This window comes from Leifsonia araucanica (assembly GCF_051161895.1).
Classification (GTDB): Bacteria; Actinomycetota; Actinomycetes; order Actinomycetales; family Microbacteriaceae; genus Leifsonia.
The window spans coordinates 3916820-3941213 of sequence record NZ_JBMBTW010000002.1; the positions used below are offsets into that span (position 1 = coordinate 3916820).

A 24394-nucleotide genomic window follows, 5' to 3' on the forward strand; every position below is an offset into this window, starting at 1 on the left:
GATGACAGACGACAGCACGCTCGACACGAGAGCAGAGACCGACGCGGCAGAGGCGGAGGAGCGCAGGAGCGCCTCGGCCAAGGCCGAGACGCTGATCGAGTCGCTACCCTGGCTGAAGCGGTTCCACGACCAGATCATCGTGGTCAAGTTCGGTGGGAACGCGATGGTCAGCGAGGAGCTGCAGCAGGCGTTCGCCGAAGACATGGTCTACCTGCGCTACGCGGGCATCCGGCCGGTCGTGGTGCACGGAGGCGGCCCGCAGATCTCCGCGATGCTCGACAGGCTCGGCATCGAGTCCGAGTTCCGCGGCGGATACCGGGTGACCACGCCGGAGGCGATGGATGTGGTTCGCATGGTCCTCACCGGCCAGATCAACCGCGACCTCGTCAGCAACATCAACAAGCACGGTCCGCTCGCCGCCGGCATCTCCGGTGAGGACGCCGGGCTGTTCCAGGGGCGCAAGCGCGGAACCGTCGTCGACGGCGTCGAGGTGGACCTCGGGCTGGTCGGCGACGTGATCGGCGTGAACCCGGAGGCCGTGCACGCACAGCTGGACGCCGGGCGCATCCCGGTGGTGTCCTCGATCGCGCCGGACATCGACGACCCAGGGCACTCGCTCAACGTCAACGCCGACGCGGCGGCCGCGGCCCTCGCCGTCGCCCTCGGGGCGGCGAAGCTCGTCATCCTGACCGACGTCGCCGGGCTGTACAGCGACTGGCCGAACCGCGACTCGCTGCTGTCCAAGATCGACGCCGGCGAGCTGCGCGAACTGCTGCCGACGCTCGAGTCCGGAATGATCCCGAAGATGTCCGCCTGCCTCGACGCCGTCGACGGCGGCGTCGCGAAGGCCGCGATCATCGACGGGCGCATCCCGCACTCGATCCTGCTCGAAGTCTTCACCCAATCGGGGATCGGAACGGAGGTGGTGCCATCGTGAGCACCAGCACGACGACCGGCTGGACCGACCGTTTCGGCCACACCATGATGCGTACGCTCGCCACGCCCAAGCTGATGCTGGCGCGCGGGGAGGGCTGCCGCGTCTGGGACGTGGACGGCAACGAGTACCTCGACTTCCTCGCGGGGATCGCGGTCAACTCGCTCGGCCACGCGCATCCCGTGCTGGTGGATGCGGTCTCCCGCCAGATCGCGACGCTCGCGCACGTCTCCAACTACTTCGCCACCCCGCCGCAGCTGGAACTGGCCGAGCGGCTCACCAGGATCACCGGGGCCGGCGACGCCGGGCGCGTGTACTTCTGCAACTCGGGAGCTGAGGCGAACGAGGCGGCCTTCAAGCTGGCCAGGCTCAACAGGTCAGGCGGTCACCGCACCCGCGTGCTCGCGCTGAACAACGCGTTCCACGGCCGCACGATGGGGTCGCTGGCGCTCACCGGCAAGCCGCCGATGCGTGAGGCGTTCGAGCCGCTGCCCGCCGGGGTCGAGCACATCGACACCACGATCGAGGCGCTCGAAGCAGCCATCGACGACCGCGTCGCCGCGCTGTTCGTCGAGCCCATCAAGGGCGAGGCCGGCGTGCTCGACCTGCCGGACGGGTTCCTGAAGCGGGCGCGCGAGCTGACAGAGCAGCACGGGGTGCTGCTCATCATCGACGAGATCCAGACCGGCGTCGGACGCACGGGACGCTGGTTCGCCTACGAGCACGCCGGCATCCTTCCGGACGCTGTGACGGTCGCCAAAGGCATCGCGGGCGGCGTCCCGATCGGCGCGCTGGTCACCTTCGGCTGGGCGTCCGAGCTGTTCTCGCAGGGCCAGCACGGCTCGACCTTCGGCGGCAACCCGCTCGCGACCGCGGCGGGCAACGCCGTGCTCGGCGAGATCGAGCGCGCCGACCTGGTCGGCAACGCCGAGCGTCGAGGGGAGGAGCTGCGGGCGATCATCCGCGGCTACGACTCCCCGCTGATCGGCGACGTGCGCGGCCAGGGCCTCCTCGTCGGCATCGGCCTGACAGAGGGGGAGGCGCACCGGCTCTCCGATGCCGCGCTCGCCAACGGGCTCATCATCAACGCCCCCAACGAGTCGAGCATCCGGCTGGCCCCGCCGCTGATCGTCGGCGACGACGAGCTGGCGGAGTTCCGCGAGCGATTCGGCCGAGCCCTCGCCTCCATCCCCACCACCGGAAAGAAATCATGACCAGGCATTTTCTGCGCGACGACGACATCAGCCCCTCCGAGCAGGCCGAGATCCTGGATCTCGCCGTGCAGCTGAAGCAGGACCGCTTCGGCACCAAGCCGCTCGCCGGTCCGCAGACGGTCGCCGTGATCTTCGACAAGTCGTCGACCCGCACGCGCGTCTCGTTCGCCGTCGGCATCGCCGACCTCGGCGGCAGCCCGCTGATCATCTCGACGGCCAACAGCCAGCTCGGCGGCAAGGAGACGCCGTCCGACACGGCTCGCGTGCTGGAGCGCATGGTGTCCGCGATCGTCTGGCGCACATACGCGCAGTCCGGCCTGGAGGAGATGGCGAAGGGAACGACGGTTCCCGTCGTCAACGCCCTCTCCGACGATTTCCACCCGTGCCAGATCCTCGCCGACCTCCTGACGATCAGGGAGAAGCGCGGATCGCTCGCGGGGCTCACCCTCACCTTCTTCGGCGACGGCGCGAGCAACATGGGCCAGTCCTACCTGCTCGGCGGCGTCACGGCCGGGATGCACGTGCGCGTCGCATCCCCGGCCGAATACGCCCCGAGCGCAGCGGTCGTCGCCGACGCGGAGGCCATCGCGGAGCAGACCGGAGGGTCCGTCACCCTGTTCGCCGACCCGCGCGAGGCGGCCGCCGGTTCGGACGTGATGATCACGGACACCTGGGTGTCGATGGGCAAGGAGGACGAGAAAGCGGAGCGCATCGCCGTCTTCGGCGGCTACCGCGTCGACTCCGACCTGATGGCGCTCGCCCAGCCGGATGCGCTGTTCATGCACTGTCTTCCCGCCGACCGTGGCTACGAGGTCACGGCCGACGTCATCGACGGCCCCCAGTCGGTCATCTGGGACGAGGCGGAGAACCGCCTGCACGCCCAGAAGGCCCTGCTGGTCTGGCTGCTCGCGAAGAACGCCGCATAGCGGCACTCCCTAGAATCTTTACGAAACAAAACTGAAGGAGAATCATGGCGGAACGTGTTGTTCTCGCGTACTCGGGCGGTCTCGACACCTCGGTCGGCATCGGCTGGCTGAAGGACGCGACCGGTAAAGAGGTCGTGGCCCTGGCGGTCGACGTCGGACAGGGCGGAGAGGACATGGAGGCCATCCGTCAGCGCGCGCTCGACTGCGGCGCGGTCGAGTCCGTGGTCGTGGATGCGAAGGACGAGTTCGCCGACGACTACATCATGCCGGCGCTCAAGGCCAACGCCCTGTACCAGAAGCGCTACCCGCTGGTCTCCGCGCTCAGCCGCCCGGTGATCGCCAAGCACCTCGCGCAGACCGCGAAGGCACTCGGTGCGGACAGCGTGGCCCACGGATGCACGGGCAAGGGCAACGACCAGGTCCGGTTCGAGGCCGCCGTCGCAGCGCTCGCCCCCGAGCTGACCTCGCTGGCCCCCGTCCGCGACTTCGCGCTCACCCGCGACAAGGCCATCGTCTACGCGGCCGAGCACAACCTCCCGATCGAGCAGTCGAAGAAGTCGCCGTACTCCATCGACCAGAACGTGTGGGGCCGCGCCGTCGAGACCGGCTTCCTCGAAGACCCGTGGAACGCCCCGATCGAAGACCTGTACACCTACACGCAGGACCCGGCCGTGACCCGCGACCCCGTCGAGGTCGTCATCTCGTTCCGCGAGGGCATCCCCGTGGCCATCGACGGCAAGCCGGTCACCCCGCTGGAGGCCGTCCAGCTGATGAACACCGTCGCCGGTGGTCAGGGCGTCGGCCGCATCGACATCGTCGAGGACCGCCTCGTCGGCATCAAGAGCCGCGAGGTCTACGAGTCGCCGGCCGGCATCGCGCTGATCGCCGCCCACGAGGAGCTCGAGAACATGACCGTCGAGCGCGACGTCGCCCGCTACAAGCGGACCGTCGAGGCCAAGTGGTCGGAGCTCGTCTACGACGGCCTCTGGTTCTCCGGTCTGAAGCGCGCCCTGGACGTGTTCATCGACGAGACGCAGAAGTACGTCAACGGCGACATCCGCCTGAAGCTGCACGCGGGCTCCGCGGTCGTCACCGGCCGCCGCAGCGACACCAGCCTGTACGACTTCAACCTCGCCACGTACGACACCGGCGACACGTTCGACCAGTCGCTCGCCAAGGGCTTCATCGAGCTGTGGTCGCTGCCGAGCAAGATCTCGGCTCGTCGCGACCAGGCCCAGTAAGGAGCACGGTGTCTGATCAGAACGATCAGCCGGCCGCAGGCAATCGCGCAGGCGAGGCGGGCGCCCTCTGGGGCGGCCGCTTCGCCGGCGGGCCGTCTCCGGAGCTGGCAGCGCTCAGCAAGTCCACCCAGTTCGACTGGCAGCTCGCCGCGTACGACATCGCGGGATCCCGGGCGCACGCCCGCGCCCTCGCGGCAGCCGGCTACCTCGCGCCCGAGGAACTGGACGGGATGCTCGCAGCACTCGACCGCCTCGACGCCGACGTCGCCTCCGGCGCGTTCGCGGCGCTCGAGACGGACGAGGACGTGCACTCCGCGCTCGAACGCGGCCTGATCGTGCGTGCGGGAACGGAGCTCGGCGGCAAGCTGCGCGCCGGGCGCAGCCGCAACGACCAGATCGCGACGCTAGTGCGGCTCTACCTGCGCGACCACGCCGGTGTCATCGCCGAGCGGCTGATCGCCCTGATCGATGCCATCGCCGCTCAGGCGGACGCGCATCCATCGGCCATCCTGCCCGGGCGCACGCACCTGCAGCACGCGCAGCCGGTGCTGCTCGCGCACCACCTGCTCGCGCACTGCTGGCCGCTCGTCCGCGACCTGGAGCGCCTGGCCGACTGGGACAAGCGCGCCAACGTCTCGCCGTACGGCTCCGGAGCCCTCGCGGGCTCCACGCTCGGGCTCGACCCGCTGCTCGTCGCGCGCGACCTCGGTTTCGCCGCCAGCTCGGAGAACTCGATCGACGGCACCGCCGCCCGGGATGTCGTGGCGGAGTTCGCGTTCGTCTGCGCGCAGATCGGCGTGGATCTTTCGCGGTTCGCCGAGGAGATCATCCTCTGGAACACGCGCGAGTTCGGCTTCGTCACCCTCGACGACTCGTACTCGACCGGGTCGTCGATCATGCCGCAGAAGAAGAACCCGGATATCGCGGAGCTCACCCGCGGCAAGGCCGGGCGCCTGATCGGCAACCTGACGGGCCTGCTCACCACGCTCAAGGGCCTCCCGCTCGCGTACAACCGCGACCTGCAGGAGGACAAGGAGCCGGTGTTCGACTCTGTGACCACCCTGGAGGTCGTGCTCCCCGCATTCACCGGCATGGTCGCGACGCTCCGCTTCCACACCGACAGGATGGCCGAGCTTGCGCCGCAGGGCTTCTCGCTCGCGACCGACGTCGCGGAGTGGCTGGTCAAGCGGCGCGTCCCGTTCCGGGATGCGCACGAGATCACCGGCAACCTGGTGAAGTTCGCGGAGGAGCGCGGCCTGGAGCTGAGCGACGTCGACGACGCCGGTCTCGCCTCCGTGTCGCCGCTGCTGACCCCGGATGTCCGCGAGGTGCTGACCATCGACGGCTCGGTCGCCAGCCGCGACAACGTGGGAGGAACAGCACCCGTGCGCGTGGCGGAGCAGCTCGCCGCCCTCACCGAGCGGGTGCGCGTGCTGACCTCGGCATTCGTCGCCGCACGACGGGATCTCGGCTGATGAGCGGTTATCGTCCCGACAAGAAGTCTCCGCGCTACCCGTGGATCATCCCGGCGATCGTCGTGGTCGCCGTGCTGGTGATCGTCGTCGGCCTGATCGTCACGCTCGTGGCCGGCGGCCGGATCTTCTGAGCGGCGACCGGACATGACCTCGGGCGGACAGGGGGAGCTCGCGGACGGGCTCTTCCTGCCCGCCCGCGAGTTCTTCCTGGCGTCGTCGCTCGACGTCGCCCCTCGGCTCCTCGGCGGCGTGCTGCGGCACGAGACGCCGGAGGGCGCGGTCTCCCTGCGCATCACCGAGGTCGAGGCGTACATCGGCGACGGCCTCGACCCTGGATCGCACGCCTTCCGCGGCCGCACCAAACGCAACGCCGTCATGTACGGCGAGCCAGGGCACCTCTACGCGTACTTCACCTACGGGATGCACGTCTGCGCCAACGTCGTCTGCTCGCCGCCTGGAGAGGCCTCGGCTGTGCTGCTGCGCGGCGCAGAGGTGGTGGATGGCGAGGAACTGGCGACCCTGCGCCGCTCCGGCCCGACGGCGCGCGCGGTGCCGCGACGCGATCTGGGACGCGGGCCCGCGCGGCTCGTCGTCGCCGCCGGGATCACCCTCGCCGACGACGGCGCGGACCTGTACGCTCCGCCGTTCTCGCTGCTGCTGCCACGCATCCCGTTGCCGCACGAGACGGGGCCGCGCACCGGGGTGTCAGGGGCAGGCGGGGGAGCGGCGTTCCCGTGGCGGTACTGGCTGCCGGGGGAACCGTCGGTGTCCACGTACAAGCGGCACCCGAAGTCGCACGACTAGGAGTTGCGGCGGGAGAGCCTGCGGTGCATGAGCAGGGCGGAGAGTCCCGCTGCGGCGAGGGTGGTCGCGGCGATGGCGGCGGTACTGGTGGATGCCCCGGTGGCAGCGAGTTCGTCCGTCGCTGAGCCCGTGGTTGCCGGTCTGTCGTCGGCGTGCACGATCGGTGCCGTAGGCGTCGGCGATGGGTCGGGAGTCGGCGTCTCCGGGGTCAGCACGGTGAAGCGAATATCCTCGGCGGTTCCGCCGAAGACCATGTCGTCGAGGGCGCAGAGCATTCCCAGGTCGTACGGTCCCGGCGGCACATCGTCGGGGATGCGCACGTCTGCGTCGAACCTGCCATCCGAGCCAGGCGGGGGCACGCGGATCGCAATCTCGCCCAGGTCTCTGTCGAGCGGAGCAAGGAAGAACATGACCTCTGTCGCCGGGCTGCCCGCGAGGGTACATGTGCCCGTGGCGCGAACAAGCCCACCGGGAAGCGCGTGCTGCGGGGAAACGGTGAATGTGGCGACCCTTCCGTAGTCCTCCCGCGGCAAAAGTGGGGTTTCGGCTGTCTGCGTGGGAGTGGGTTCGTCCAGGGCGAGCGCGGGCGCGGTGATCGTCAGAATGCCGATGGCGGCTGTACTGAGGCCGACGTACGCAGAACAGACCACTCGTTCTAGAAGCCTTCGTGGCCTGCGCGACGTGTTATTTTCATAACCTATATGTTTTATACTGGCGTTGTGCATGTGGCAAGCTTACCCACGGTAACGGTCCCAGACACGGAGTCCCATGAAAGTCATCACCACACCCAGGGCGGCGCTTTCGGTCGCCGCGATCCTCTTCGCCGGGTTCATCACAGTCCCGGCGACCGTCGCGTCCGCCGCGCCACGGGATGACGCTGGCGAGTGGTTCGCCGCGGACGCCCGGCTTGGTCGGAATGTTGCCGAAGAGGCGCCATCGGGCACGACGCGGAGCCGGGCTGTTGCGCTGGATGCGGACACCGCTGTGCGGGCCGTGGCGTCGCCTCAGTCCCTCGCGCTCGCCCAGCCGGGGGAACGCCTGATCGTTCCCAAGAACGGAGACCTCTCGCTGACTCTCTTCGGTGGGGAGCAGCTAATGATCGACGTGTCCGAGGTTGCGGTTTCTCTGGATGCCGACGGCGTCGATCCGATGCCAACCGTCGAAGTGATCGGCAGTAGACAAGAGGGCGAGGGCTACGATGCAACCGCGGCGTTCACGTTCATTCCCGACAACTCGGGGCGCTATGCGCTCTCTGGCGGGATCGACCGCGGCGCCGAATCGCGGGTGGAGATTGACCAGCCCTCCCGCGGAATCGCTGTCCTCCATGAAATTGGGGAGGCCTTGGAAGGTACTGCCGAAGTCGACGACGCCCTCATTGCGGCGGGCGCGGTCACAGCACCCGATCCCGCTGAGATGGCTCCTCCCGGCCGGGCGGCGGCCACCCTCACGACGATTGATCTGCTCGTTGGATATTCGAGCTCGCTCGGTGCCGCCGTGACGGCAAGGATCACTCAGCGCATCACGGAAACGAATGCAGCGCTCGCTACCTCGGGTGTGAACATGCGTGTGAATCTCATGTCTATCGCGCCCGTCGCCTACGCGCAGTCGGCAGAAGGGTTGCTGGCCGATGTTCGGCGTCTGAAGCAGGGCTCCCACGGACTCGGTCAGCTACACAACCAGCGAGATGCGATTGGGGCGGACCTTGTTGCTCTCATCGTCCCGCAGGTGATGAACAACGAATGTGGGCGAGGCAGCCTCCCGTATGCCTGGGGTGACCCGGACGACGCGTTCAGCGTCACGGCGGAGACCTGTTTGAACGGCAATACCCTTGCGCACGAGCTCGGCCACAACTTCGGCAGCCACCACGACATCGCACACACCAACAAAGAAGACATACCGTTCGCGTTCAGCTATGGCCACCAGGTCGCTGGCAAGGCGCGAGACATCATGGCTTATGACTGCCCGAAGAGCGACTGTCCCCAGAAGCTGCAATATTCGAACCCGAACGTGAAGTTCATCGGCCACCCCACCATCCCGTCCGGCACCCCCACCGCAGACGCCGCGCGCAGCTTCAACCTGATGGCCCCTGTCATTGCCAAGTACCGCACCCGCACCCCGATCACCCGCCTGTCCGGTGGTGACCGGTACGAGACCGCCGCCACGATCTCCCGGCACGGATTCGCCGATCCGGCGAAGGTGTCCACCCTGGTCGTCGCGACCGGCACCGACTTCCCCGACGCGCTCGCCGCAGCGCCGCTCGCGGCGAAGCTCGGCGGCCCACTCCTGCTCGCCCACCCCAGCGGCCTGCCCGCCGCGACGACGACGGAGATCAAACGGCTGAAGCCATCGAAGATCGTCATTGTCGGCGGCGCTACGGTCATCCCGAGCGCTGTCGAGGCCGCGCTGAAGGTACTCGTGACGGCCGGTGGCACCGTGCAGCGCATCTCCGGCGCTGACCGGTTCGATACGTCTGTCGCGATCGGGAAGTACGGCTGGACGTCGTCGACTACCGCATTCGTCGCGACCGGCCTCGACTATCCCGACGCGCTCTCTGCGGGCGCAGCGGCGGGGAAGCTCGGCGCTCCGGTCGTGCTCGTCCCTGGTACCTATGGTGCTGTTCCTGCGACCACGACCGCGTTCCTCAGCGGCATCGGCGTGAAGACCGTCTACATCGCCGGAGGCGCAACGGTCGTTTCAGCGGGCATCGAGACCGGCCTGAAGGCCAAATACTCGGTCGTCCGTTACGCCGGCACCGACCGGTTCAACACATCCACGCTGATCGCTAAAGCCCACCACACCACGGGCGGCAGCATGTACCTCGCGTCCGGCATGAACTTCCCTGATGCCCTAGCGGGTGCGGTGGTCGCAGGGCGACAGAAGGCGCCACTCGTCCTCTCCGCCCAGGGCTGCGTCCTGAAGAATGTCAACGACGTGCAACGGGTCATCACACCCAGCAACCTGGTGCTCCTCGGCGGCGTCACCCTGCTCACTGAGGCGGTGCAGCAAGGTGCCATCTGCTGACGGTGGTCACCCATCCGGGCAGGTGTGCGCATCCGGCGGGAGCAACGTGCGCACGACTAGCCGGCGGCGATCCGGAACAGCGCGGCGCACACGCATGCCCAGACCAGGCTGGTCAGCGTGCCGATGATGAACCGCTCGCGCGCCTCGGCCGCGTCCAGTTCGGTGAAGCGGCCGACGCCTTTGATGGCGACGAGCACGGCGATTGCCTCCGGAAAGCCGGCCATGATCGCGCCGGTCGTCGCGAAGCGTTCGAGGAAGCCGATCGTCGTTCCGCCGCGCAGTACCTCTCGGGTGCCGTCCTGGCCGTCGATGCGGTCGGGGACGACGATGCCGCCGTGCACGCCGTCGACGGTGGACCGGGATGCGAGGGCCAGCACGACCTGCGAGGCCGGTCCGCCTCCCGCCACGCTGAGCGCGATGGCCACGATGCCGATGAGCACCTGGAAGAGCAGGGGAGCGTGCTGGCCGGGCAGGATCACGAGCACCACCGCCAGGGCGAGCAGGCCGGAGGCGACGTAGACCAGCGGACGCCGCGGCGACCGCAGCGTGGCGATCATGCAGCAGAGTGCTGCGATGGCGAGCACCAGCGCGAACGACCAGGCGGCGATCGGGCCGGCAGCGGCGAGGATCGCGGGGTATGGGATGGTCGTCACGCTCTCTCCGTTCTGCGCCCGGCGCCGCGCCCGGCTTCGTCGGCACGCGCCACCAGCCTAGTCAGAGCGGGGACGGCGGACTGCTCGACGCGGAGGTTCGCCACCCGCGCCCTGTCGTTGGCCGACTGCGGCGTGATGCCGAGGCGGGCGCCGGCCTCCGCCTGGGTGAGGCCGGTCTCCAGCAGGTCGTAGAGCTCCCAGCCGGCGTCGGAACGTTCCGCCCGGATGGTGAGCAGCAGGTTCATCAGGGCCTCGACGTCCGCTGCGTCCTGCTCGGGGTCGCCGGAGCCTCCGGATGCGACGGACGCGGCTGCGAAGCGGGTGCTGGCGCGCTTCGCCCTGGTGACGGCGTCTCTGGCGGCGACGAACGCATCCCCTGCCGCTTTGCGGGTCGCGTCGGGGAGCGGGGTGCGCACGGCTCCGATGCCCAGGCCGACGCTCCAGGCGCCCCGCCGGGTGAGGTCGAGCACGAGGTCGACGGCCGCGTCCGCCGACGCGGTGAGCGCCTGGAGCTCGTCTCCCGCGTTGCGGTCGACGGGGAGTTCGAGCCGGTCGGCGTAGCGCCCGTTGAGGTCGTCCAGGGCGGAGGCGACGATGTCCGGCCTGTTCCTGCTGTCGACCTGGTCTGCGGTGATGACGTACACGGTGCACTCCTTCCATCAGGGCTGTGAACCTGATGCTGACAATATCAGGCCCACAGGCCTGATTCAACTCCGATCAGGCCCACAGCCCTGATCGCTCGCGGCAATCCCGCGGCGGCCCCGCTGATAATCTGAGTGCGTGTCCGACTCCGAAACGCTCAACGCACAGACCAACGATCCGTCCTTCGACGACGTCTGGGATGAGCTGGTGTGGCGCGGGCTCATCCAGGTGTCCACGGATGAAGCAGCGCTCAAACAGCTCCTCGCCGGCGAGCCGGTCACCTATTACTGCGGCTTCGACCCGACAGCGGCCAGCCTGCACCTCGGCAACCTGGTGCAGCTCCTCACCATGCGCAGGCTGCAGCTGGCCGGCCACAAGCCGCTCGGCCTGGTCGGCGGCTCCACCGGCCTGATCGGCGACCCCCGCCCGAGCGCGGAGCGCACGCTGAACACCAAGGAGACGGTCTCCGAGTGGGTCGGCTACCTGCAGGGGCAGGTCTCGCGCTTCCTCAGCGCGGAGGGCGACAACGCTGTGCGGCTGGTCAACAACCTCGACTGGACAGAGCCGCTGTCCGCCATCGACTTCCTTCGCGACATCGGTAAGCACTTCCGCGTCGGCACCATGCTCAAGAAGGACGCCGTCGCCGCGCGCCTCAACTCCGACGAGGGCATCAGCTACACCGAGTTCAGCTACCAGATCCTGCAGGGCCTCGACTACCTGGAGCTGTACCGCGAATACGGCTGCGTGCTGCAGACGGGCGGGAGCGACCAGTGGGGCAACCTCACCAGCGGCACCGATCTGGTCCGCCGCGTCGAGCACGTCTCCGTCCACGCCATCGGCACCCCGCTCATCCTGAACAGCGACGGCACCAAGTTCGGCAAGAGCGAGGGCAACGCCATCTGGCTGGATGCGACGCTCACCAGCCCGTACGCCATGTACCAGTTCTGGCTGAACACGGACGACGCGGATGTTGTCGACCGCCTCAAGGTGTTCACCTTCCTCAGCCGCGCCGAGATCGAGCGCCTCGCCCAGGCCGTCGCCGACGAGCCGTTCAAGCGGGAGGCGCAGCGCACGCTCGCCTTCGAGGTGACCAGCCTGGTGCACGGCACGGAGGCGACGGAGGCTGCGATCGCCGCCGCCCAGGCGCTCTTCGGCCAGGGCGAGCTGACGGCACTGGATGCGTCGACGCTGGAAGCAGCGCTGCGCGAGCTGCCGAACACCACCACGGCACCGACGGCGACCGTCACCCAGTCCCTGGTCGACACCGGGCTCACGTCGAGCCTCGGCGAGGCCAGGCGCGCCATCGCGCAGGGCGGCGTCTACGTGAACAACACGAAGGTGGACGACGGAGAGGTGCCGGTCGGCGACCTGGTGCTCCCCGGCAACCTCGTCGTGCTCCGCCGCGGCAAGAAGACGCTCGCCGGCCTGTTCGTCGAGTAGCCGCCCGCCCTGTCGCGTATCGTTGAACCCATGGATGCGACAGACAGGGGTGAAGACGGGCTCGTCTCCCGCCTCGCCGTGATCGAAGAGCAGGCGCTGGCAGCGCGGGCGGAGGCGTACGCGCAGGTGCACGACGAACTGCGCGACCAGCTCGAGGGCGGCGACGTGCAGCGCAATGGCTGACTCCCGTCTCGACGTCGCGCTCGCCGCGAGAGGACTCGCACGGTCGCGCTCGCATGCCGCCACCGTGATCGCCGACGGACTGGTCACGGTGGACGGCGTGCCCGTCACCCGCGCGTCGCACAAGGTGCGGGACGACCAGGTGGTCGAGGTGGCCGGCGCCGACCACTACGTCAGCCGCGGCGCCCACAAGCTGATCGGTGCACTGGATGCGTTCGGCATCGACGTCGCGGGCCGCGTCGCCCTCGACGCCGGAGCATCCACGGGCGGGTTCAGCCAGGTGCTGCTGGAGCGCGGAGCCGCCAGGGTGATCGCCGTGGACGTCGGCCACGGGCAGCTCTCCCCGCTGATCGCGGGCGACGAGCGGCTGGCGTCGTTCGAGGGCGTCAACGTGCGGACGCTCACCGCGAGGGCGCTCGCCGGGCTGGTCGGCGATGAGGTGCGTCCGGATCTCGTGGTCGGGGATCTGTCGTTCATCTCGCTGACCCAGGTGCTGCCTGCGCTCGCGGAGACGGCGGCGGACGGAGCCGACTTCGTGCTGCTGGTGAAGCCGCAGTTCGAGGTGGGCCGCACGGGCATCAAGGAGGGGATCGTGCGCGACGCTGCGCTCCGCTCCGACGCGGTGACGAGCGTGCTGTGGGCCGCGCACGACCTCGGCCTCGGCACGAAGGGCTTCATCGCGTCGCCGATCGCCGGCAGCCAGGGCAACCGCGAATACCTGGTCTGGCTGAGCGCATCCGGGGTCAACCCCACCGAGTGGCTGGCCGAGGTGCAGGCGGTCACCGCGCGCTGACGCTCAGGCACCGCGCGAACACGTTGTCCACACCCTGAGAGCTTTCCCCAACCTGCCGCGCGCTCACACAGACGTGCCGAAAACCGACAGAATGGGAAGACCGGATTCCACCACCAGAACGGAGCGTGACGCCAATGGATGCACCCACCAGGTACATCCTCGTCGTCGCGCACACCGGTCGCCAAGATTCTCTCGAAGCAGGGGTGCAGGTCTGCTCCCAGCTGATCGAGGCGGGCGTCGTGCCCGTGCTCAGCGAAGACGAGCGGCGTGACGTCCTCGCCGCCAGGCCGAGCTTCGACGACGTGGCCGTGCTCGGCGTCGACGTGCAGCCGAACGAGCTGGAGCTCGTCATCGTGCTGGGCGGAGACGGCACCATCCTGCGTGCCGCCGAGCTGATCCGTGGATGCTCGGCCCCGCTGCTCGGCATCAACCTCGGCCACGTCGGGTTCCTCGCCGAGAGCGAGAGGGACGACCTCGCGCTGGCCGTCGCGCGCGGTCTCGCCAAGGACTACGAGGTCGAAGAGCGCATGACGCTGTCTGCGCGCGTCAAGCTCGGCAAGGAGGTCGTCTACGAGAGCTGGGCTCTCAACGAGGCCACCGTCGAGAAGGCGAGCCGCGAGCGCATGCTCGAAGTGGTCATCGAGGTCGACGGACGACCGATGTCGAGCTTCGGCTGCGACGGCGTCGTCATGTCGACGCCGACCGGGTCCACCGCATACTCGTTCTCCGCCGGCGGCCCTGTGGTGTGGCCGGGCGTCGCCGCCCTGCTGCTCGTGCCGCTGAGCGCGCACGCTCTCTTCGCACGGCCGCTGGTGGTCGATGCGGACTCCTCGCTCGCCGTCGAGCTGCTCGACAGGACGGGCGGGGCCGGAATCCTCTGGTGCGACGGCCGCCGTGCATACGATCTGCCGCCCGGAGCGCGCGTCGTCGTGCGCAGGTCGCCCATCCCTGTGCGTCTCGCCCGACTGCATCCCGGTCCGTTCACCGACCGCCTGGTGCACAAGTTCAACCTTCCCGTCACGGGATGGAGGGGGCCGGCCGACCGTGACTGAGAACCGCGGAGGCATCGAGGAGATCTCGATCAAAGACCTGGGTGTCATCGCCGACGCCTCTCTTCCCCTCGGACCGGGCTTCACGGCGATCACCGGTGAGACGGGCGCAGGCAAGACGATGGTGGTCTCAGCCCTCGGGCTGCTGCTCGGAGAGCGGGCGGACACGGGCGCCGTGCGGCTCGGCAGCGCGCAGGCATGGGTCGAAGGGCGCTGGCGCATCGCGGAGTCGAGCGATGTCGTCGAGCGCGTGCGGGATGCAGGCGGAGACGTCGACCCCGTCGGTGGAGGGGGAGCGGAGCTGGTGCTCACGCGCTCCGTCTCGTCGGAGGGGCGCTCGCGCGCGATCGTCGGGGGCCGCAGCGCCCCGGTGAGCGTGCTCACCGAGCTGGGCGGCCAGCTGGTCGTCGTGCACGGCCAGTCCGACCAGATCCGGCTGCGGTCCGCCGTCGCGCAGCGCGAGGCCCTCGATCGGTTCGCCGGTCCCGACTTCGCCGCAGCCGTCGACGCGTACGCCCAGGTCTTCCACCGCTGGCGCGACAACCGCGCCGAGCTGGACGAGCTGGTGGCCGATCAGGACCGGCGCGCCCGCGAGGCAGAAGACCTGCGGATCGCGATGGCCGAGATCGAGGCCGTCGCTCCGCAACCGGGGGAGGACGACGAACTGGCCGAGCGCGCAGAGCGGCTGTCCAACCTCGAAGAACTGCGCCTGGCAGCGGCCAGCGCTCGCGAACTGCTCTCTGCGGAGGAGTCGGAGGGTGCGGATGCCCTCGGTCTCCTCGACAGCGCCAGGAGGCACCTCGAACGCGTCTCCGAGCACGACAGCGCGCTCGTCGCCGTCGCCGAGTCCGTCGCGAACGCCAACTACCTGATCTCCGATGTCGCCGCCCAGTTGTCGACCTACCTGGCGACCCTGGACACCGACGGTGCGCGCGAGCTCGAGATCGTGCAGGACAGGCGGGCGGAGCTGGCGACCCTCGTGCGCAAGTACGGCCCGACGCTCGCCGACGTGATCGGGGCGCTCGACACAGGAAGCGGCCGCCTGCTCGAACTCGACGGCGACTCCGACAGGATCGAGGAGCTGCGCGCAGAGGTCGAGGCGGACGCCGCCCTCGCCGAGCAGCTCGCGGACGCCCTCAGTGCCCAGCGGCGGTCGGCCGCTGAGCGACTGAGCACGGCCGTCTCCGACGAGCTGACGGCCCTCGCGATGGCCGACGCGCGCGTGGTGGTGGAGGTGATCCAGCGCGACGAGTTCACCGCCGCAGGCCGCGACCAGGTCTCGATCCTGCTGCAGCCGCACTCCGGCGCGGAGCCGCGGCCGCTCGGCAAGGGCGCATCCGGGGGCGAGCTCTCCCGCGTCATGCTCGCCATCGAGGTCGTCATCGCCGGCACGGACCCTGTGCCCACCTTCATCTTCGACGAGATCGACGCGGGCGTCGGCGGGGCGGCGGCCATCGAGATCGGCCGCAGGCTCGCGAAGCTGGCGGAGACCTCGCAGGTGATCGTCGTCACGCACCTCGCGCAGGTGGCCGCGTTCGCGGGCAACCACCTCACCGTGGTGAAGGGCAGCGACGGCTCGGTCACCGCATCCAGTGTCCGGCAGCTGGGCGGGGACGAGCGTATCGCCGAGATGGCCCGCCTGCTCTCCGGTCTGCCCGACTCCGAGAGCGGACTCGCCCACGCGCGCGAGCTGGTGGAGATGGCGGGAGCGTCGCGGTGATGTCGCGCGCACGGAACGTCCCGAACAGGGTGATAGGATAAAAGCCCGTGGTGGATAAATCAGACGCGGGCATTTCGAACGGCATTACCAAGCACATTTTCGTGACGGGTGGTGTCGTTTCTTCGTTGGGCAAGGGTCTTACGGCCGCTAGCCTCGGCAACCTTCTCACTGCTCGCGGCCTTCGCGTCGTGATGCAGAAACTCGATCCGTACCTCAACGTCGACCCTGGAACGATGAACCCGTTCCAGCACGGCGAGGTGTTCGTCACCGACGACGGTGCGGAGACCGACCTCGACATCGGGCACTACGAGCGGTTCCTCGACATCAACCTCGGCCAGTCGGCCAACGTGACGACGGGCCAGATCTACTCCAACGTGATCGCCAAGGAGCGCCGAGGCGAATACCTCGGCGACACGGTGCAGGTCATCCCGCACATCACCGACGAGATCAAGCGCAGGATGCGTCTCCAGGCCCAGCCTGGGCCGGACGGCGAGCCTGCTCCGGACGTCATCATCACCGAGATCGGCGGAACGGTCGGCGACATCGAGTCCCAGCCGTTCATCGAGTCGGCCAGGCAGGTGCGTCACGAGCTCGGCCGCAAGAACTGCTTCTTCGTGCACGTCTCCCTCGTGCCGTTCATGAACGCCTCTGGCGAGCAGAAGACCAAGCCGACCCAGCACTCCGTCGCCGCCCTCCGCTCCATCGGCATCCAGCCGGACGCGCTGGTCCTCCGCAGCGACCGCCCGGTCTCCGACTCGAACAAGCGCAAGATCGCGCTGATGTGCGACGTCGACGAGAGCGCAGTGGTCAACGCGGTCGACGTGCCGAGCATCTACGACATCCCGACGATGCTGCACGATCAGGGCCTCGACGCGTACATCATCGACCAGCTCGGCCTCGACAAGGCCGACGAGGTCAACTGGGACGGCTGGAGCGAGCTGCTCGACGCCGTCCACGACCCCAAGCACGAGGTCACCATCGGCCTGGTCGGCAAGTACATCGACCTCCCGGATGCGTACCTCTCGGTCACCGAGGCGTTGCGCGCCGGCGGTTTCGCGCACAACACCAAGGTGCACCTCAAGTGGATCGCCTCCGACGAGTGCCAGACCCCCGAGGGCGCGGCGGCTCAGCTGAGCGACGTGGATGCGATCTGCGTCCCCGGCGGGTTCGGCGTTCGCGGCATCGAGGGCAAGCTCGGCGCGCTGCGGTTCGCCCGCGAGAACGCCATCCCGGCCCTCGGCCTGTGCCTCGGCCTGCAGTGCATGGTCATCGAGTACGCCCGCAACGAGGCCGGTCTCGGCGGAGCGTCGTCGTCGGAATTCGACCCGGACACCGAGTTCCCCGTCATCGCGACGATGGCGGAGCAGGTGGAGATCATCGCGGGCGGCGACCTGGGCGGCACCATGCGCCTCGGCCTCTACCCGGCGCTCCTCGCCGACGGCTCCATCGTCTCCGAGCTCTACGGGGCGCCGGAGGCGTCCGAGCGTCACCGCCACCGCTACGAGGTGAACAACAACTACCGCGAGCAGATCGCGGACGCCGGCCTGTGGTTCTCCGGAACGTCGCCCGACGGCCACCTGGTCGAGTACGTCGAGCTTCCGCGCGACGTGCACCCGTTCTACGTCGGCACCCAGGCGCATCCCGAGCTGCGGTCGCGCCCGAACCGTGCGCACCCGCTGTTCCGCGGGCTCGTCGGCGCCGCCCTCGAACGGCAGAAGGCCAGCATGCTGTTCGAAGTCGCCGCGGACGCCTGATGACGGCGGAGCTGACGGACGACCCGTTCTCGCCGGAGGTCGTCTCCTCGGAGACGGTCTTCTCCGGCCGGGTGTGGGACGTGCGGCACGAGACGTTCCGCTACAACGGCGACGAGATCGGCCGCGACTTCGTCGACCACACGGGTGCCGTCGCCGTCCTCGCCCTGGACGACGACGGCCGGGTGCTGCTCATCAAGCAGTACCGGCACCCCGTGCGGCACCGCGACTGGGAGATCCCGGCCGGTCTGCTCGACGTGCGCGGCGAGCATCCACTGGATGCCGCCAAGCGCGAGCTGGCGGAGGAAGCCGACTTCCAGGCCGACCAGTGGAACGTGCTCTCCGAGTTCTACACGAGCCCGGGCGGGAGCGACGAGGCGATCAGGATCTACCTCGCCCGCGGGCTGCGGCCGACCGCTGAGGCGTTCGACCGGTTCGACGAGGAGGCGGACATCGAGGTGCGCTGGGTGCCGCTCGACGAGGCGGTGGATGCTGTACTCGCCCGCCGCATCCAGAACCCGTCGCTGACCATCGGCGTGCTGGCCGCGCACATCGGACGGCAGAACGGCTGGTCGCAGCTGGGCGCGGCCGACCTGCCGTGGCTGCGGCACCCGAAGCTCGAGGCATGACCGTCGAGGCGGCCGCCGACTCGTATCTGCGGCACGTCTCGATCGAGCGCGGGCTGTCGGCGAACACCGTCGCCGCGTACCGGCGCGACCTCGGCCTGTACACGCAGTGGCTGGCCGAGCAGCAGGTGACAGCCCCGGCGGAGATCACGACGCCGATGATCTCCGAGTTCACGCTCCACCTCGGTTCGCGCGCCGAGTCCCCGCTGACCTCGTCGTCGCTCGCCAGGGTGCTGTCCACGGTCCGCGGCTTCCACCGCTTCCTGCTCGACGAGGGCATCGTCGAGCGGGACGTGGCGCACGAGGTGAAGCCGCCGAAGCTGGCCAGCCGCCTTCCGAAGGCGATCAGCGTCGACCAGGTCTCCGCGCTGCTCGCCGCGACGGACGGCGACAGCATCGCCTCGCTCAGGGACAAGGCGCTGCTCGAACTGCTCTACGCGACGGGCGCGCGCGTCAGCGAGGCGGTGAACCTCAACGTGGACGACGTGATCGACGACGACATCGTTCGTCTCACCGGCAAGGGCAGCAAGCAGCGCATCGTGCCGCTCGGCAGCTACGCCAGGGCGGCGATCGACACCTACCTGGTGCGCGCGCGCCCCACCCTGTCGCTGAAGGGCAGGGCGACGCCCGCCCTCTTCCTCGGGATGCGCGGGGCCAGGCTGTCCCGCCAGAACGCCTGGCTGATCATCCGGGCGGCCGCAGAGCGTGCGCAGCTCGGCGTCGAGGTCTCCCCGCACACGCTGCGCCACTCGTTCGCCACCCACCTGCTCGCGGGGGGAGCGGACGTGCGCGTCGTGCAGGAGCTTCTCGGCCACTCCTCGGTGGCGACGACGCAGATCTACACGCTCGTCACCGCCGACACCCTCCGCGACGTCTACACGTCGGCCCACCCCCGCGCCCGCTGACCCGCGCCCGCTGACCCTGGCCCAGCCGCCGCGCGGCGGTGCGCCCCGCGAGATGGGGGTTGCGTCGGTAGGATGGGCAACTGACGTAAGTCAGCGACAAAGGGACGAGGAACACGCAGGTGACGCGCAACGACGAGGTCAGAACCCAGCTTCCGGGCATGGATGACGCATCGCTCGCCGTGCCGCTCGGACCCACCGGCCGCCCGTTGCGGCCGTTCCCTGTCCCTCCCGCGCTGAAGGGTCACGGACCCGCGCGCATCATCGCCCTGTGCAACCAGAAGGGCGGCGTCGGCAAGACGACGACGAGCATCAACCTGGGGGCGACCCTGGCCGAGTACGGCCGCAGGGTGCTCGCGATCGACTTCGACCCTCAGGGTGCACTGTCCGCCGGTCTCGGCGCGCAGACCCACGACGTCACCACCATCTACGACCTCCTGCTCTCACGCTCGAAGGACCCGGCGGAGGCGATCCAGAAGACCGGCGTCCCCGGGCTCGACATCATCCCGGCCAACATCGACCTGTCCGCTGCGGAGGTGCACCTCGTCAACGAGGTCGCGCGCGAGCAGATCCTCGCCAGCGTGCTGCGCAAGGTGAGCGGCGACTACGACGTCATCCTGATCGACTGCCAGCCGTCGCTCGGCATCCTCACGGTGAACGCGCTGACCGCTGCACACGGTGTGCTCATCCCGCTGGAGTGCGAGTATTTCGCGCTGCGCGGTGTCGCCCTGCTGATCGAGACGATCGACAAGGTGCGCGAGCGCCTCAACCCGGCCATCGAGCTGGACGGCATCCTGGCCACCATGTACGACTCCCGCACCCTGCACTCCCGCGAGGTCCTGGAGCGCGTGGTCGACGCGTTCGGCGACCGGGTGCTCGAGACGGTCATCTCGCGCACGGTCAAGTTCCCGGATGCGTCCGTGGCCGCCACCCCGATCACCCAGTTCGCTCCGGAGCACTCCGCGGCCGAGGCGTACCGCCAGCTCGCGAGGGAACTGATCGCGCGTGGTGCCGTCGCCTAGCCCTGCCGGCGAGGAGACCCAGCAGCCGGCGACGTTCCGTGTCGCGCTCGGCGACTTCGAGGGCCCGTTCGATCTGCTGCTCTCGCTCATCACCAAGCACGAGCTCGACATCACCGAGATCTCGCTGAGCCGCGTGACGGACGAGTTCATCGCCTACCTGCGCGCGCTCGACTCGGCGGACAGCCTCGACGAGGCGAGCGAGTTCCTGCTCGTCGCCGCGACGCTGCTCGACCTCAAGGTGGCCGGCCTCCTCCCGCAGGGCGAGCTGGTGGATGCGGAGGACGTCGCCCTGCTGGAGGCCCGCGACCTGCTGTTCGCGCGGCTGCTGCAGTACCGCGCGTTCAAGGAGGCGTCCGCGTGGTTCCAGAGCGGCATGGAGGCGGAGGCGACCAGGCACACGCGCAGCGTCCGCCTGGAGGACAAGTACCGGCAGCGCACACCCGAGCTGGTGTGGACGCTGACCGCGGTGGACTTCGCGGCCATCGCGACGCTCGCGCTCACGCCCAGGGAGATCCCGGTGGTCGGGCTCGACCACCTGCACGCCCCGCTGGTGAGCATCCGGGAGCAGGCGGCGCTCGTGGTCGGGATGCTGCGGTCCGGCGAGACCGTGACGTTCCGGCAGCTGGTGGCCGGCGCCGACCTCAAGGGGGTCGTGATCGCGCGATTCCTCGCGGTGCTGGAACTGTATCGTCACGCGGCGATCGCGTTCGAGCAGCTCGAACCACTCGGTGAGCTGACGCTCCGCTGGACGGCGGAGCACTGGTCGGAGGAGAATCTGTCGAATTTGGGAGCGGACTATGACGGTTGACGACGTGGACACGGCGACCCAGGACGAGGCACGGCCGGCTCTGCCGGAGGGCGTCGCCATCGAGCGTGCCCTCGAAGCAATCCTGATGGTGGCCGACGAGCCGATGAGCGTCGTCACCCTCGCCACCGCCGTCGGCGCACCCGTCAAGCGCGTCCGGGCAGCAGTGGATGCGTTGGTCGCCGACTTCGACGGAGCGGACGGAGGAACGCGCCGCGGCTTCGAGCTGCGCGAGGTCGGGGGAGGATGGCGCATCTACGTGCGGCCGGAGTTCGACCCCGTCGTCGCCGACTACGTGCTCGCCCAGAACCCCACCAAGCTGTCCCAGGCCGCTCTGGAGACGCTCGCCGTGATCGCGTACAAGCAGCCGATCAGCCGCGGTGCCATCGCGTCCATCCGGGCGGTTAACGTCGACTCCGTCGTGCGCACGCTGCTCGGCCGCGGGCTGATCACGGAGATGTTCACCGACAGCGAGACCGGCGCCATCAACTACGGCACCACGGAGCTCCTGCTCACCCAGCTCGGCATCAACTCGATCGACGAGCTTCCCAAGATCTCCCCGCTGCTTGCGGACGGAACGGATGGATTCGACGGCGATGTCCGCTAAAGACGCTAGAGACTACAGAGACGACAAGAAGACGCATCCGCAGCAGGCGGACGGCAGCCCCGAGGGGGAGCGGCTACAGAAGGTCATGGCCGCGGCGGGGGTCGCATCCCGCCGGGTCTCCGAAGACCTGATCGCGGCTGGCAGGGTCACCGTGAACGGCGACGTCGTCACCGAGCTCGGCCGCAGGATCGACCCGCTCACCGACCTGGTCGCCGTCGACGGCTCCGCCGTGCAGCTGGACACCTCGCGCCGCTACGTGATGCTGAACAAGCCCGTCGGCGTCGTCAGCTCCATGCGCGACGAGCAGGGACGCCCCGACCTGTCCCGGTTCACCGCCGACTATCCGGAGCGTCTGTTCAACGTGGGGCGGCTGGACGCGGAGACCTCGGGCCTGCTCATCCTCACGAACGACGGGGAGCTCGCGCACGTGCTCGCCCACCCCAGCTTCGGCGTGACCAAGACGTACATCGCGCGCGTGCGCGGCGTCGTCACCCCGCAGACCATCGCGACGCTCACCCGCGGGGTGGAGCTGGAGGACGGCCCCATCGCCGCCGACAAGGCGCGGCTGCTCGAACGCAGCTCGTCCGCGAAGGACAGCCTCGTCGAGCTGACCCTGCACTCCGGCCGCAACCGGATCGTGCGGCGCATGATGGCCGAGGTCGGTCACCCGGTGATCGAGCTGGTCAGGCGCCAGTTCGGGCCTCTGCACCTCGGCACGCTCCGGGTGGGCCAGATGCGCGACCTGACTAAGGTGGAACTCGGCCAGCTGCTGACGATCTCCCGCCAGAAAGACACCAAGTGAACGACACCGCCTCCCGGCTCACCGGACCCGTCCGTGTGGTCGGCGCCGGACTCCTCGGCGCCTCGGTCGGGCTGGGACTGCGCGCCCGCGGCGTCGACGTGCTGCTTGCAGACGCGTCGCCGGCGCACCTCCGGCTCGCCGCCGACTACGGAGCAGGGCGTCCGGACGACGGCGCGGCGGAGCCGGCGCTGATCGTCGTGGCCGTTCCGCCGGACCTGGTGGCGTCGGTGGTGCTGGCGGAGCTCGCCGCGCATCCGGATGCCGTGGTCACCGATGTGGCGAGCGTGAAGGTCGCTCCGCTGTCCGAGCTGGAGGCGTCCGGGGCCGACCTGTCCCGTTACGTCGGCTCGCATCCACTGGCCGGACGGGAGCGCGGAGGGCCGTCGTCTGCACGTGCCGACCTGTTCGTCGGCCGTCCGTGGGTGGTCTGCGCCCGCCCGGAGAACGACAGGGCCGCCGTCTCCCTCGTGGAGGCGCTGCTGCTCGACCTCGGTGCGACGCCGGTCGAGATGGGAACGACGGAGCACGACGCGGCCGTCGCGCTGGTCTCGCACACCCCGCAGATCGTCGCGAGCCTGATGGCGAAGCGCCTCTCCGGGTCGACGGACGCCGCCCTCGCCCTCGCCGGTCAGGGACTGCGCGACGTGACGCGCATCGCGGGCAGCGAGCCCGAACTCTGGGTGCAGATCCTCGGAGCGAACGCGCCGGCCATCGTGGAGATCCTGCACGCGTACCGCGACGACCTGGACAGGATGCTCGTGGCGCTCGGCGACGTCGACGCCTCCGGAGCCAGGCGCACCATCGCGGAGGAGATCGCGGGAGGCAACGTCGGCGTCTCGCGCCTGCCGGGCAAGCACGGACAGGACAAGCGGTACACCTCGATCGTCGTCATGGTCGACGACCGCCCCGGCGAGCTCGGCCGGCTGTTCACCGAGCTGGGCGAGGTCGGCGTGAACCTGGAAGACCTGCGCCTCGAGCACTCGCCCGGCGCGCAGGTGGGGCTCGCGGAGATCGCCGTGCTGCCCGAGGTGCTGCAGCGCACCATCGACGACCTGACAGCCAGAGGATGGAGGATCGCCGGATGAGCGCGACCGAACAGCAGCAGAGGCAGCAGACCCCGACGGTCGTCGCCGTCGACGGCCCTGCGGGGAGCGGCAAGTCGAGCGTCAGCAAGGCGGCAGCGCGCGAGCTCGGATACGCCTACCTCGACACCGGGGCCGCATACCGGGCGCTCAGCTGGTTCGTGGTCGCGAGGAAGCTCGATCCCACAGACTCGGCAGCCGTCGTGGATGCGCTGCCCGACTTCGACTACCGCATCGGCACCGACCCGGACACCTACCACGTGTTCGTCGGCGACCACGACGTGACGGACGCCATCCGGGAGCCGGAGGTGTCCGCCGTCGTCAGCGCCATCGCGCGCGTTCCGGAGGTGCGCACGTTCCTCACCGAGCTGTTCCGGCGCATCATGCGCGGCACGGAGAAGCCGGGCATCGTGGTCGAGGGGAGGGACATCACGACGGTGGTGGCCCCGGATGCTCCCGTGCGCATCCTGCTGACTGCCAGCGAAGCCGCTAGAATAGCCAGGCGTTCCGCGGAACTCGTCGGCCACTCCGCCGCCCATGTCGGTGAGCAGCTGCACCGCCGCGACCGGGCTGACTCCCGGGTCGTCGACTTCATGAACGCCGCCGACGGTGTGACCACCGTCGATTCAACCGATCTCGACTTCGAGCAGACCGTGGCCGCGGTCATCGACGTCGTACAGACCGAAATCCGGAAAGGCGCCTGAC

At 69.3% G+C, this 24394-nt stretch carries 25 protein-coding genes; 22 read left to right on the plus strand and 3 right to left on the minus strand.

Translation table 11 applies throughout. The features are described 5' to 3' along the window. The first annotated feature begins 1 nt into the window (after position 1). The 7 genes from argB to ACN6M5_RS18810 are packed head-to-tail and all read left to right on the plus strand — an operon-like array spanning position 2 to position 6594. On the plus strand, positions 2 to 937 hold the full coding sequence (gene argB, locus ACN6M5_RS18780) for an acetylglutamate kinase (RefSeq protein WP_168688937.1): 936 nt from the start codon (positions 2 to 4) through the stop codon (positions 935 to 937). After that, entirely contained in the window at positions 934 to 2148 is a 1215-nt protein-coding gene (locus tag ACN6M5_RS18785) for an acetylornithine transaminase (protein ID WP_434952195.1), read from the plus strand. Before argB ends, ACN6M5_RS18785 begins: the two co-directional genes overlap by 4 nt. Then, positions 2145 to 3074, plus strand: a complete 930-nt coding sequence (gene argF, locus ACN6M5_RS18790) for an ornithine carbamoyltransferase (RefSeq protein ID WP_434952197.1) — start codon at positions 2145 to 2147, stop codon at positions 3072 to 3074. Before ACN6M5_RS18785 ends, argF begins: the two co-directional genes overlap by 4 nt. A gap of 44 nt (positions 3075 to 3118) precedes the next feature. Beyond that, positions 3119 to 4315 carry an argininosuccinate synthase gene (locus ACN6M5_RS18795; protein ID WP_085370009.1) on the plus strand — a complete coding sequence of 399 codons (1197 nt, stop codon included), beginning with the start codon at positions 3119 to 3121 and terminating at the stop codon, positions 4313 to 4315. Positions 4316 to 4323: 8 nt separating this feature from the next. Beyond that, a complete protein-coding gene (argH, locus tag ACN6M5_RS18800; RefSeq protein WP_434952199.1) occupies positions 4324 to 5790 on the plus strand; it encodes an argininosuccinate lyase in 1467 nt (488 codons plus the stop codon). Continuing rightward, positions 5790 to 5921, plus strand: coding sequence for a hypothetical protein (locus tag ACN6M5_RS18805; protein WP_256922021.1), 132 nt, complete (start codon positions 5790 to 5792; stop codon positions 5919 to 5921). The genes argH and ACN6M5_RS18805 overlap by 1 nt, the downstream gene beginning before the upstream one ends. A gap of 13 nt (positions 5922 to 5934) precedes the next feature. Then, complete coding sequence (locus ACN6M5_RS18810) at positions 5935 to 6594, plus strand: DNA-3-methyladenine glycosylase (protein WP_434952202.1); 660 nt, start codon at positions 5935 to 5937, stop codon at positions 6592 to 6594. Here the strand turns inward: ACN6M5_RS18810 and ACN6M5_RS18815 are convergent. Next, entirely contained in the window at positions 6591 to 7004 is a 414-nt protein-coding gene (locus tag ACN6M5_RS18815) for a hypothetical protein (RefSeq protein ID WP_434952204.1), read from the minus strand. The genes ACN6M5_RS18810 and ACN6M5_RS18815 overlap by 4 nt on opposite strands. Positions 7005 to 7362: 358 nt before the next feature. Between ACN6M5_RS18815 and ACN6M5_RS18820 the strand changes: the two genes are divergently transcribed. Continuing rightward, positions 7363 to 9615 carry a cell wall-binding repeat-containing protein gene (locus ACN6M5_RS18820; RefSeq protein ID WP_434952206.1) on the plus strand — a complete coding sequence of 751 codons (2253 nt, stop codon included), beginning with the start codon at positions 7363 to 7365 and terminating at the stop codon, positions 9613 to 9615. A gap of 56 nt (positions 9616 to 9671) precedes the next feature. On the opposite strand, the gene ACN6M5_RS18825 is transcribed toward ACN6M5_RS18820, so the two are convergent. Continuing rightward, positions 9672 to 10268: a hypothetical protein gene (locus ACN6M5_RS18825; RefSeq protein ID WP_434952208.1), complete on the minus strand. Its 597-nt coding sequence runs from the start codon at positions 10266 to 10268 to the stop codon at positions 9672 to 9674. Then, positions 10265 to 10912, minus strand: a complete 648-nt coding sequence (locus ACN6M5_RS18830) for a DNA-binding protein (RefSeq protein WP_434952210.1) — start codon at positions 10910 to 10912, stop codon at positions 10265 to 10267. The genes ACN6M5_RS18825 and ACN6M5_RS18830 overlap by 4 nt, the downstream gene beginning before the upstream one ends. A 136-nt stretch (positions 10913 to 11048) precedes the next feature. On the opposite strand from ACN6M5_RS18830, the gene tyrS reads away from it, so the two are divergent. From tyrS to cmk, 14 genes are all read left to right on the plus strand, one after another. Continuing rightward, entirely contained in the window at positions 11049 to 12350 is a 1302-nt protein-coding gene (tyrS, locus tag ACN6M5_RS18835; protein ID WP_085370015.1) for a tyrosine--tRNA ligase, read from the plus strand. A 30-nt stretch (positions 12351 to 12380) separates the two neighbouring features. Then, positions 12381 to 12533, plus strand: coding sequence for a hypothetical protein (locus tag ACN6M5_RS18840; RefSeq protein WP_168688943.1), 153 nt, complete (start codon positions 12381 to 12383; stop codon positions 12531 to 12533). After that, positions 12526 to 13323: a TlyA family RNA methyltransferase gene (locus ACN6M5_RS18845; RefSeq protein ID WP_168688944.1), complete on the plus strand. Its 798-nt coding sequence runs from the start codon at positions 12526 to 12528 to the stop codon at positions 13321 to 13323. Before ACN6M5_RS18840 ends, ACN6M5_RS18845 begins: the two co-directional genes overlap by 8 nt. A gap of 134 nt (positions 13324 to 13457) precedes the next feature. Continuing rightward, positions 13458 to 14375, plus strand: coding sequence for an NAD kinase (locus ACN6M5_RS18850; protein ID WP_085370017.1), 918 nt, complete (start codon positions 13458 to 13460; stop codon positions 14373 to 14375). Continuing rightward, positions 14368 to 16092, plus strand: a complete 1725-nt coding sequence (recN, locus tag ACN6M5_RS18855; RefSeq protein WP_434952213.1) for a DNA repair protein RecN — start codon at positions 14368 to 14370, stop codon at positions 16090 to 16092. The genes ACN6M5_RS18850 and recN overlap by 8 nt, the downstream gene beginning before the upstream one ends. Positions 16093 to 16139: 47 nt before the next feature. Continuing rightward, on the plus strand, positions 16140 to 17846 hold the full coding sequence (gene pyrG, locus ACN6M5_RS18860; RefSeq protein WP_434952215.1) for a CTP synthase: 1707 nt from the start codon (positions 16140 to 16142) through the stop codon (positions 17844 to 17846). Then, positions 17846 to 18472, plus strand: coding sequence for an NUDIX domain-containing protein (locus ACN6M5_RS18865; RefSeq protein ID WP_085370020.1), 627 nt, complete (start codon positions 17846 to 17848; stop codon positions 18470 to 18472). The genes pyrG and ACN6M5_RS18865 overlap by 1 nt, the downstream gene beginning before the upstream one ends. After that, the gene (xerD, locus tag ACN6M5_RS18870) at positions 18469 to 19374 is read left to right on the plus strand and encodes a site-specific tyrosine recombinase XerD (RefSeq protein ID WP_434952217.1); all 906 of its coding nucleotides are present in this window, start codon (positions 18469 to 18471) and stop codon (positions 19372 to 19374) included. The genes ACN6M5_RS18865 and xerD overlap by 4 nt, the downstream gene beginning before the upstream one ends. A gap of 158 nt (positions 19375 to 19532) precedes the next feature. Continuing rightward, a complete protein-coding gene (locus ACN6M5_RS18875) occupies positions 19533 to 20393 on the plus strand; it encodes a ParA family protein (RefSeq protein ID WP_168690790.1) in 861 nt (286 codons plus the stop codon). Beyond that, on the plus strand, positions 20377 to 21201 hold the full coding sequence (locus ACN6M5_RS18880) for a segregation and condensation protein A (protein ID WP_434952219.1): 825 nt from the start codon (positions 20377 to 20379) through the stop codon (positions 21199 to 21201). Before ACN6M5_RS18875 ends, ACN6M5_RS18880 begins: the two co-directional genes overlap by 17 nt. Further along, positions 21191 to 21805, plus strand: a complete 615-nt coding sequence (scpB, locus tag ACN6M5_RS18885) for an SMC-Scp complex subunit ScpB (RefSeq protein WP_085370024.1) — start codon at positions 21191 to 21193, stop codon at positions 21803 to 21805. The genes ACN6M5_RS18880 and scpB overlap by 11 nt, the downstream gene beginning before the upstream one ends. Beyond that, the gene (locus ACN6M5_RS18890; protein ID WP_168688949.1) at positions 21795 to 22607 is read left to right on the plus strand and encodes a pseudouridine synthase; all 813 of its coding nucleotides are present in this window, start codon (positions 21795 to 21797) and stop codon (positions 22605 to 22607) included. Before scpB ends, ACN6M5_RS18890 begins: the two co-directional genes overlap by 11 nt. After that, complete coding sequence (locus ACN6M5_RS18895; RefSeq protein ID WP_434952222.1) at positions 22604 to 23692, plus strand: prephenate dehydrogenase; 1089 nt, start codon at positions 22604 to 22606, stop codon at positions 23690 to 23692. The genes ACN6M5_RS18890 and ACN6M5_RS18895 overlap by 4 nt, the downstream gene beginning before the upstream one ends. After that, positions 23689 to 24393: a (d)CMP kinase gene (gene cmk, locus ACN6M5_RS18900; RefSeq protein ID WP_434952224.1), complete on the plus strand. Its 705-nt coding sequence runs from the start codon at positions 23689 to 23691 to the stop codon at positions 24391 to 24393. The genes ACN6M5_RS18895 and cmk overlap by 4 nt, the downstream gene beginning before the upstream one ends. Position 24394: the final 1 nt, after the last annotated feature.

Bases quoted from the DNA above. Each gene is read 5' to 3' on its own strand.
- argB (WP_168688937.1), top strand. From the start codon at position 2: ATGACAGACGACAGCACGCTCGACACGAGAGCAGAGACCGACGCGGCA.
- argF (WP_434952197.1), top strand. From the start codon at position 2,145: ATGACCAGGCATTTTCTGCGCGACGACGACATCAGCCCCTCCGAGCAG.
- ACN6M5_RS18795 (WP_085370009.1), top strand. From the start codon at position 3,119: ATGGCGGAACGTGTTGTTCTCGCGTACTCGGGCGGTCTCGACACCTCG.
- ACN6M5_RS18805 (WP_256922021.1), top strand. From the start codon at position 5,790: ATGAGCGGTTATCGTCCCGACAAGAAGTCTCCGCGCTACCCGTGGATC.
- ACN6M5_RS18810 (WP_434952202.1), top strand. From the start codon at position 5,935: ATGACCTCGGGCGGACAGGGGGAGCTCGCGGACGGGCTCTTCCTGCCC.
- ACN6M5_RS18815 (WP_434952204.1), bottom strand. From the start codon at position 7,004: ATGTTCTTCCTTGCTCCGCTCGACAGAGACCTGGGCGAGATTGCGATC.
- ACN6M5_RS18820 (WP_434952206.1), top strand. From the start codon at position 7,363: ATGAAAGTCATCACCACACCCAGGGCGGCGCTTTCGGTCGCCGCGATC.
- ACN6M5_RS18840 (WP_168688943.1), top strand. From the start codon at position 12,381: ATGGATGCGACAGACAGGGGTGAAGACGGGCTCGTCTCCCGCCTCGCC.
- ACN6M5_RS18845 (WP_168688944.1), top strand. From the start codon at position 12,526: ATGGCTGACTCCCGTCTCGACGTCGCGCTCGCCGCGAGAGGACTCGCA.
- ACN6M5_RS18850 (WP_085370017.1), top strand. From the start codon at position 13,458: ATGGATGCACCCACCAGGTACATCCTCGTCGTCGCGCACACCGGTCGC.
- ACN6M5_RS18865 (WP_085370020.1), top strand. From the start codon at position 17,846: ATGACGGCGGAGCTGACGGACGACCCGTTCTCGCCGGAGGTCGTCTCC.
- xerD (WP_434952217.1), top strand. From the start codon at position 18,469: ATGACCGTCGAGGCGGCCGCCGACTCGTATCTGCGGCACGTCTCGATC.
- ACN6M5_RS18875 (WP_168690790.1), top strand. From the start codon at position 19,533: ATGGATGACGCATCGCTCGCCGTGCCGCTCGGACCCACCGGCCGCCCG.
- scpB (WP_085370024.1), top strand. From the start codon at position 21,191: ATGACGGTTGACGACGTGGACACGGCGACCCAGGACGAGGCACGGCCG.
- ACN6M5_RS18890 (WP_168688949.1), top strand. From the start codon at position 21,795: ATGTCCGCTAAAGACGCTAGAGACTACAGAGACGACAAGAAGACGCAT.
- cmk (WP_434952224.1), top strand. From the start codon at position 23,689: ATGAGCGCGACCGAACAGCAGCAGAGGCAGCAGACCCCGACGGTCGTC.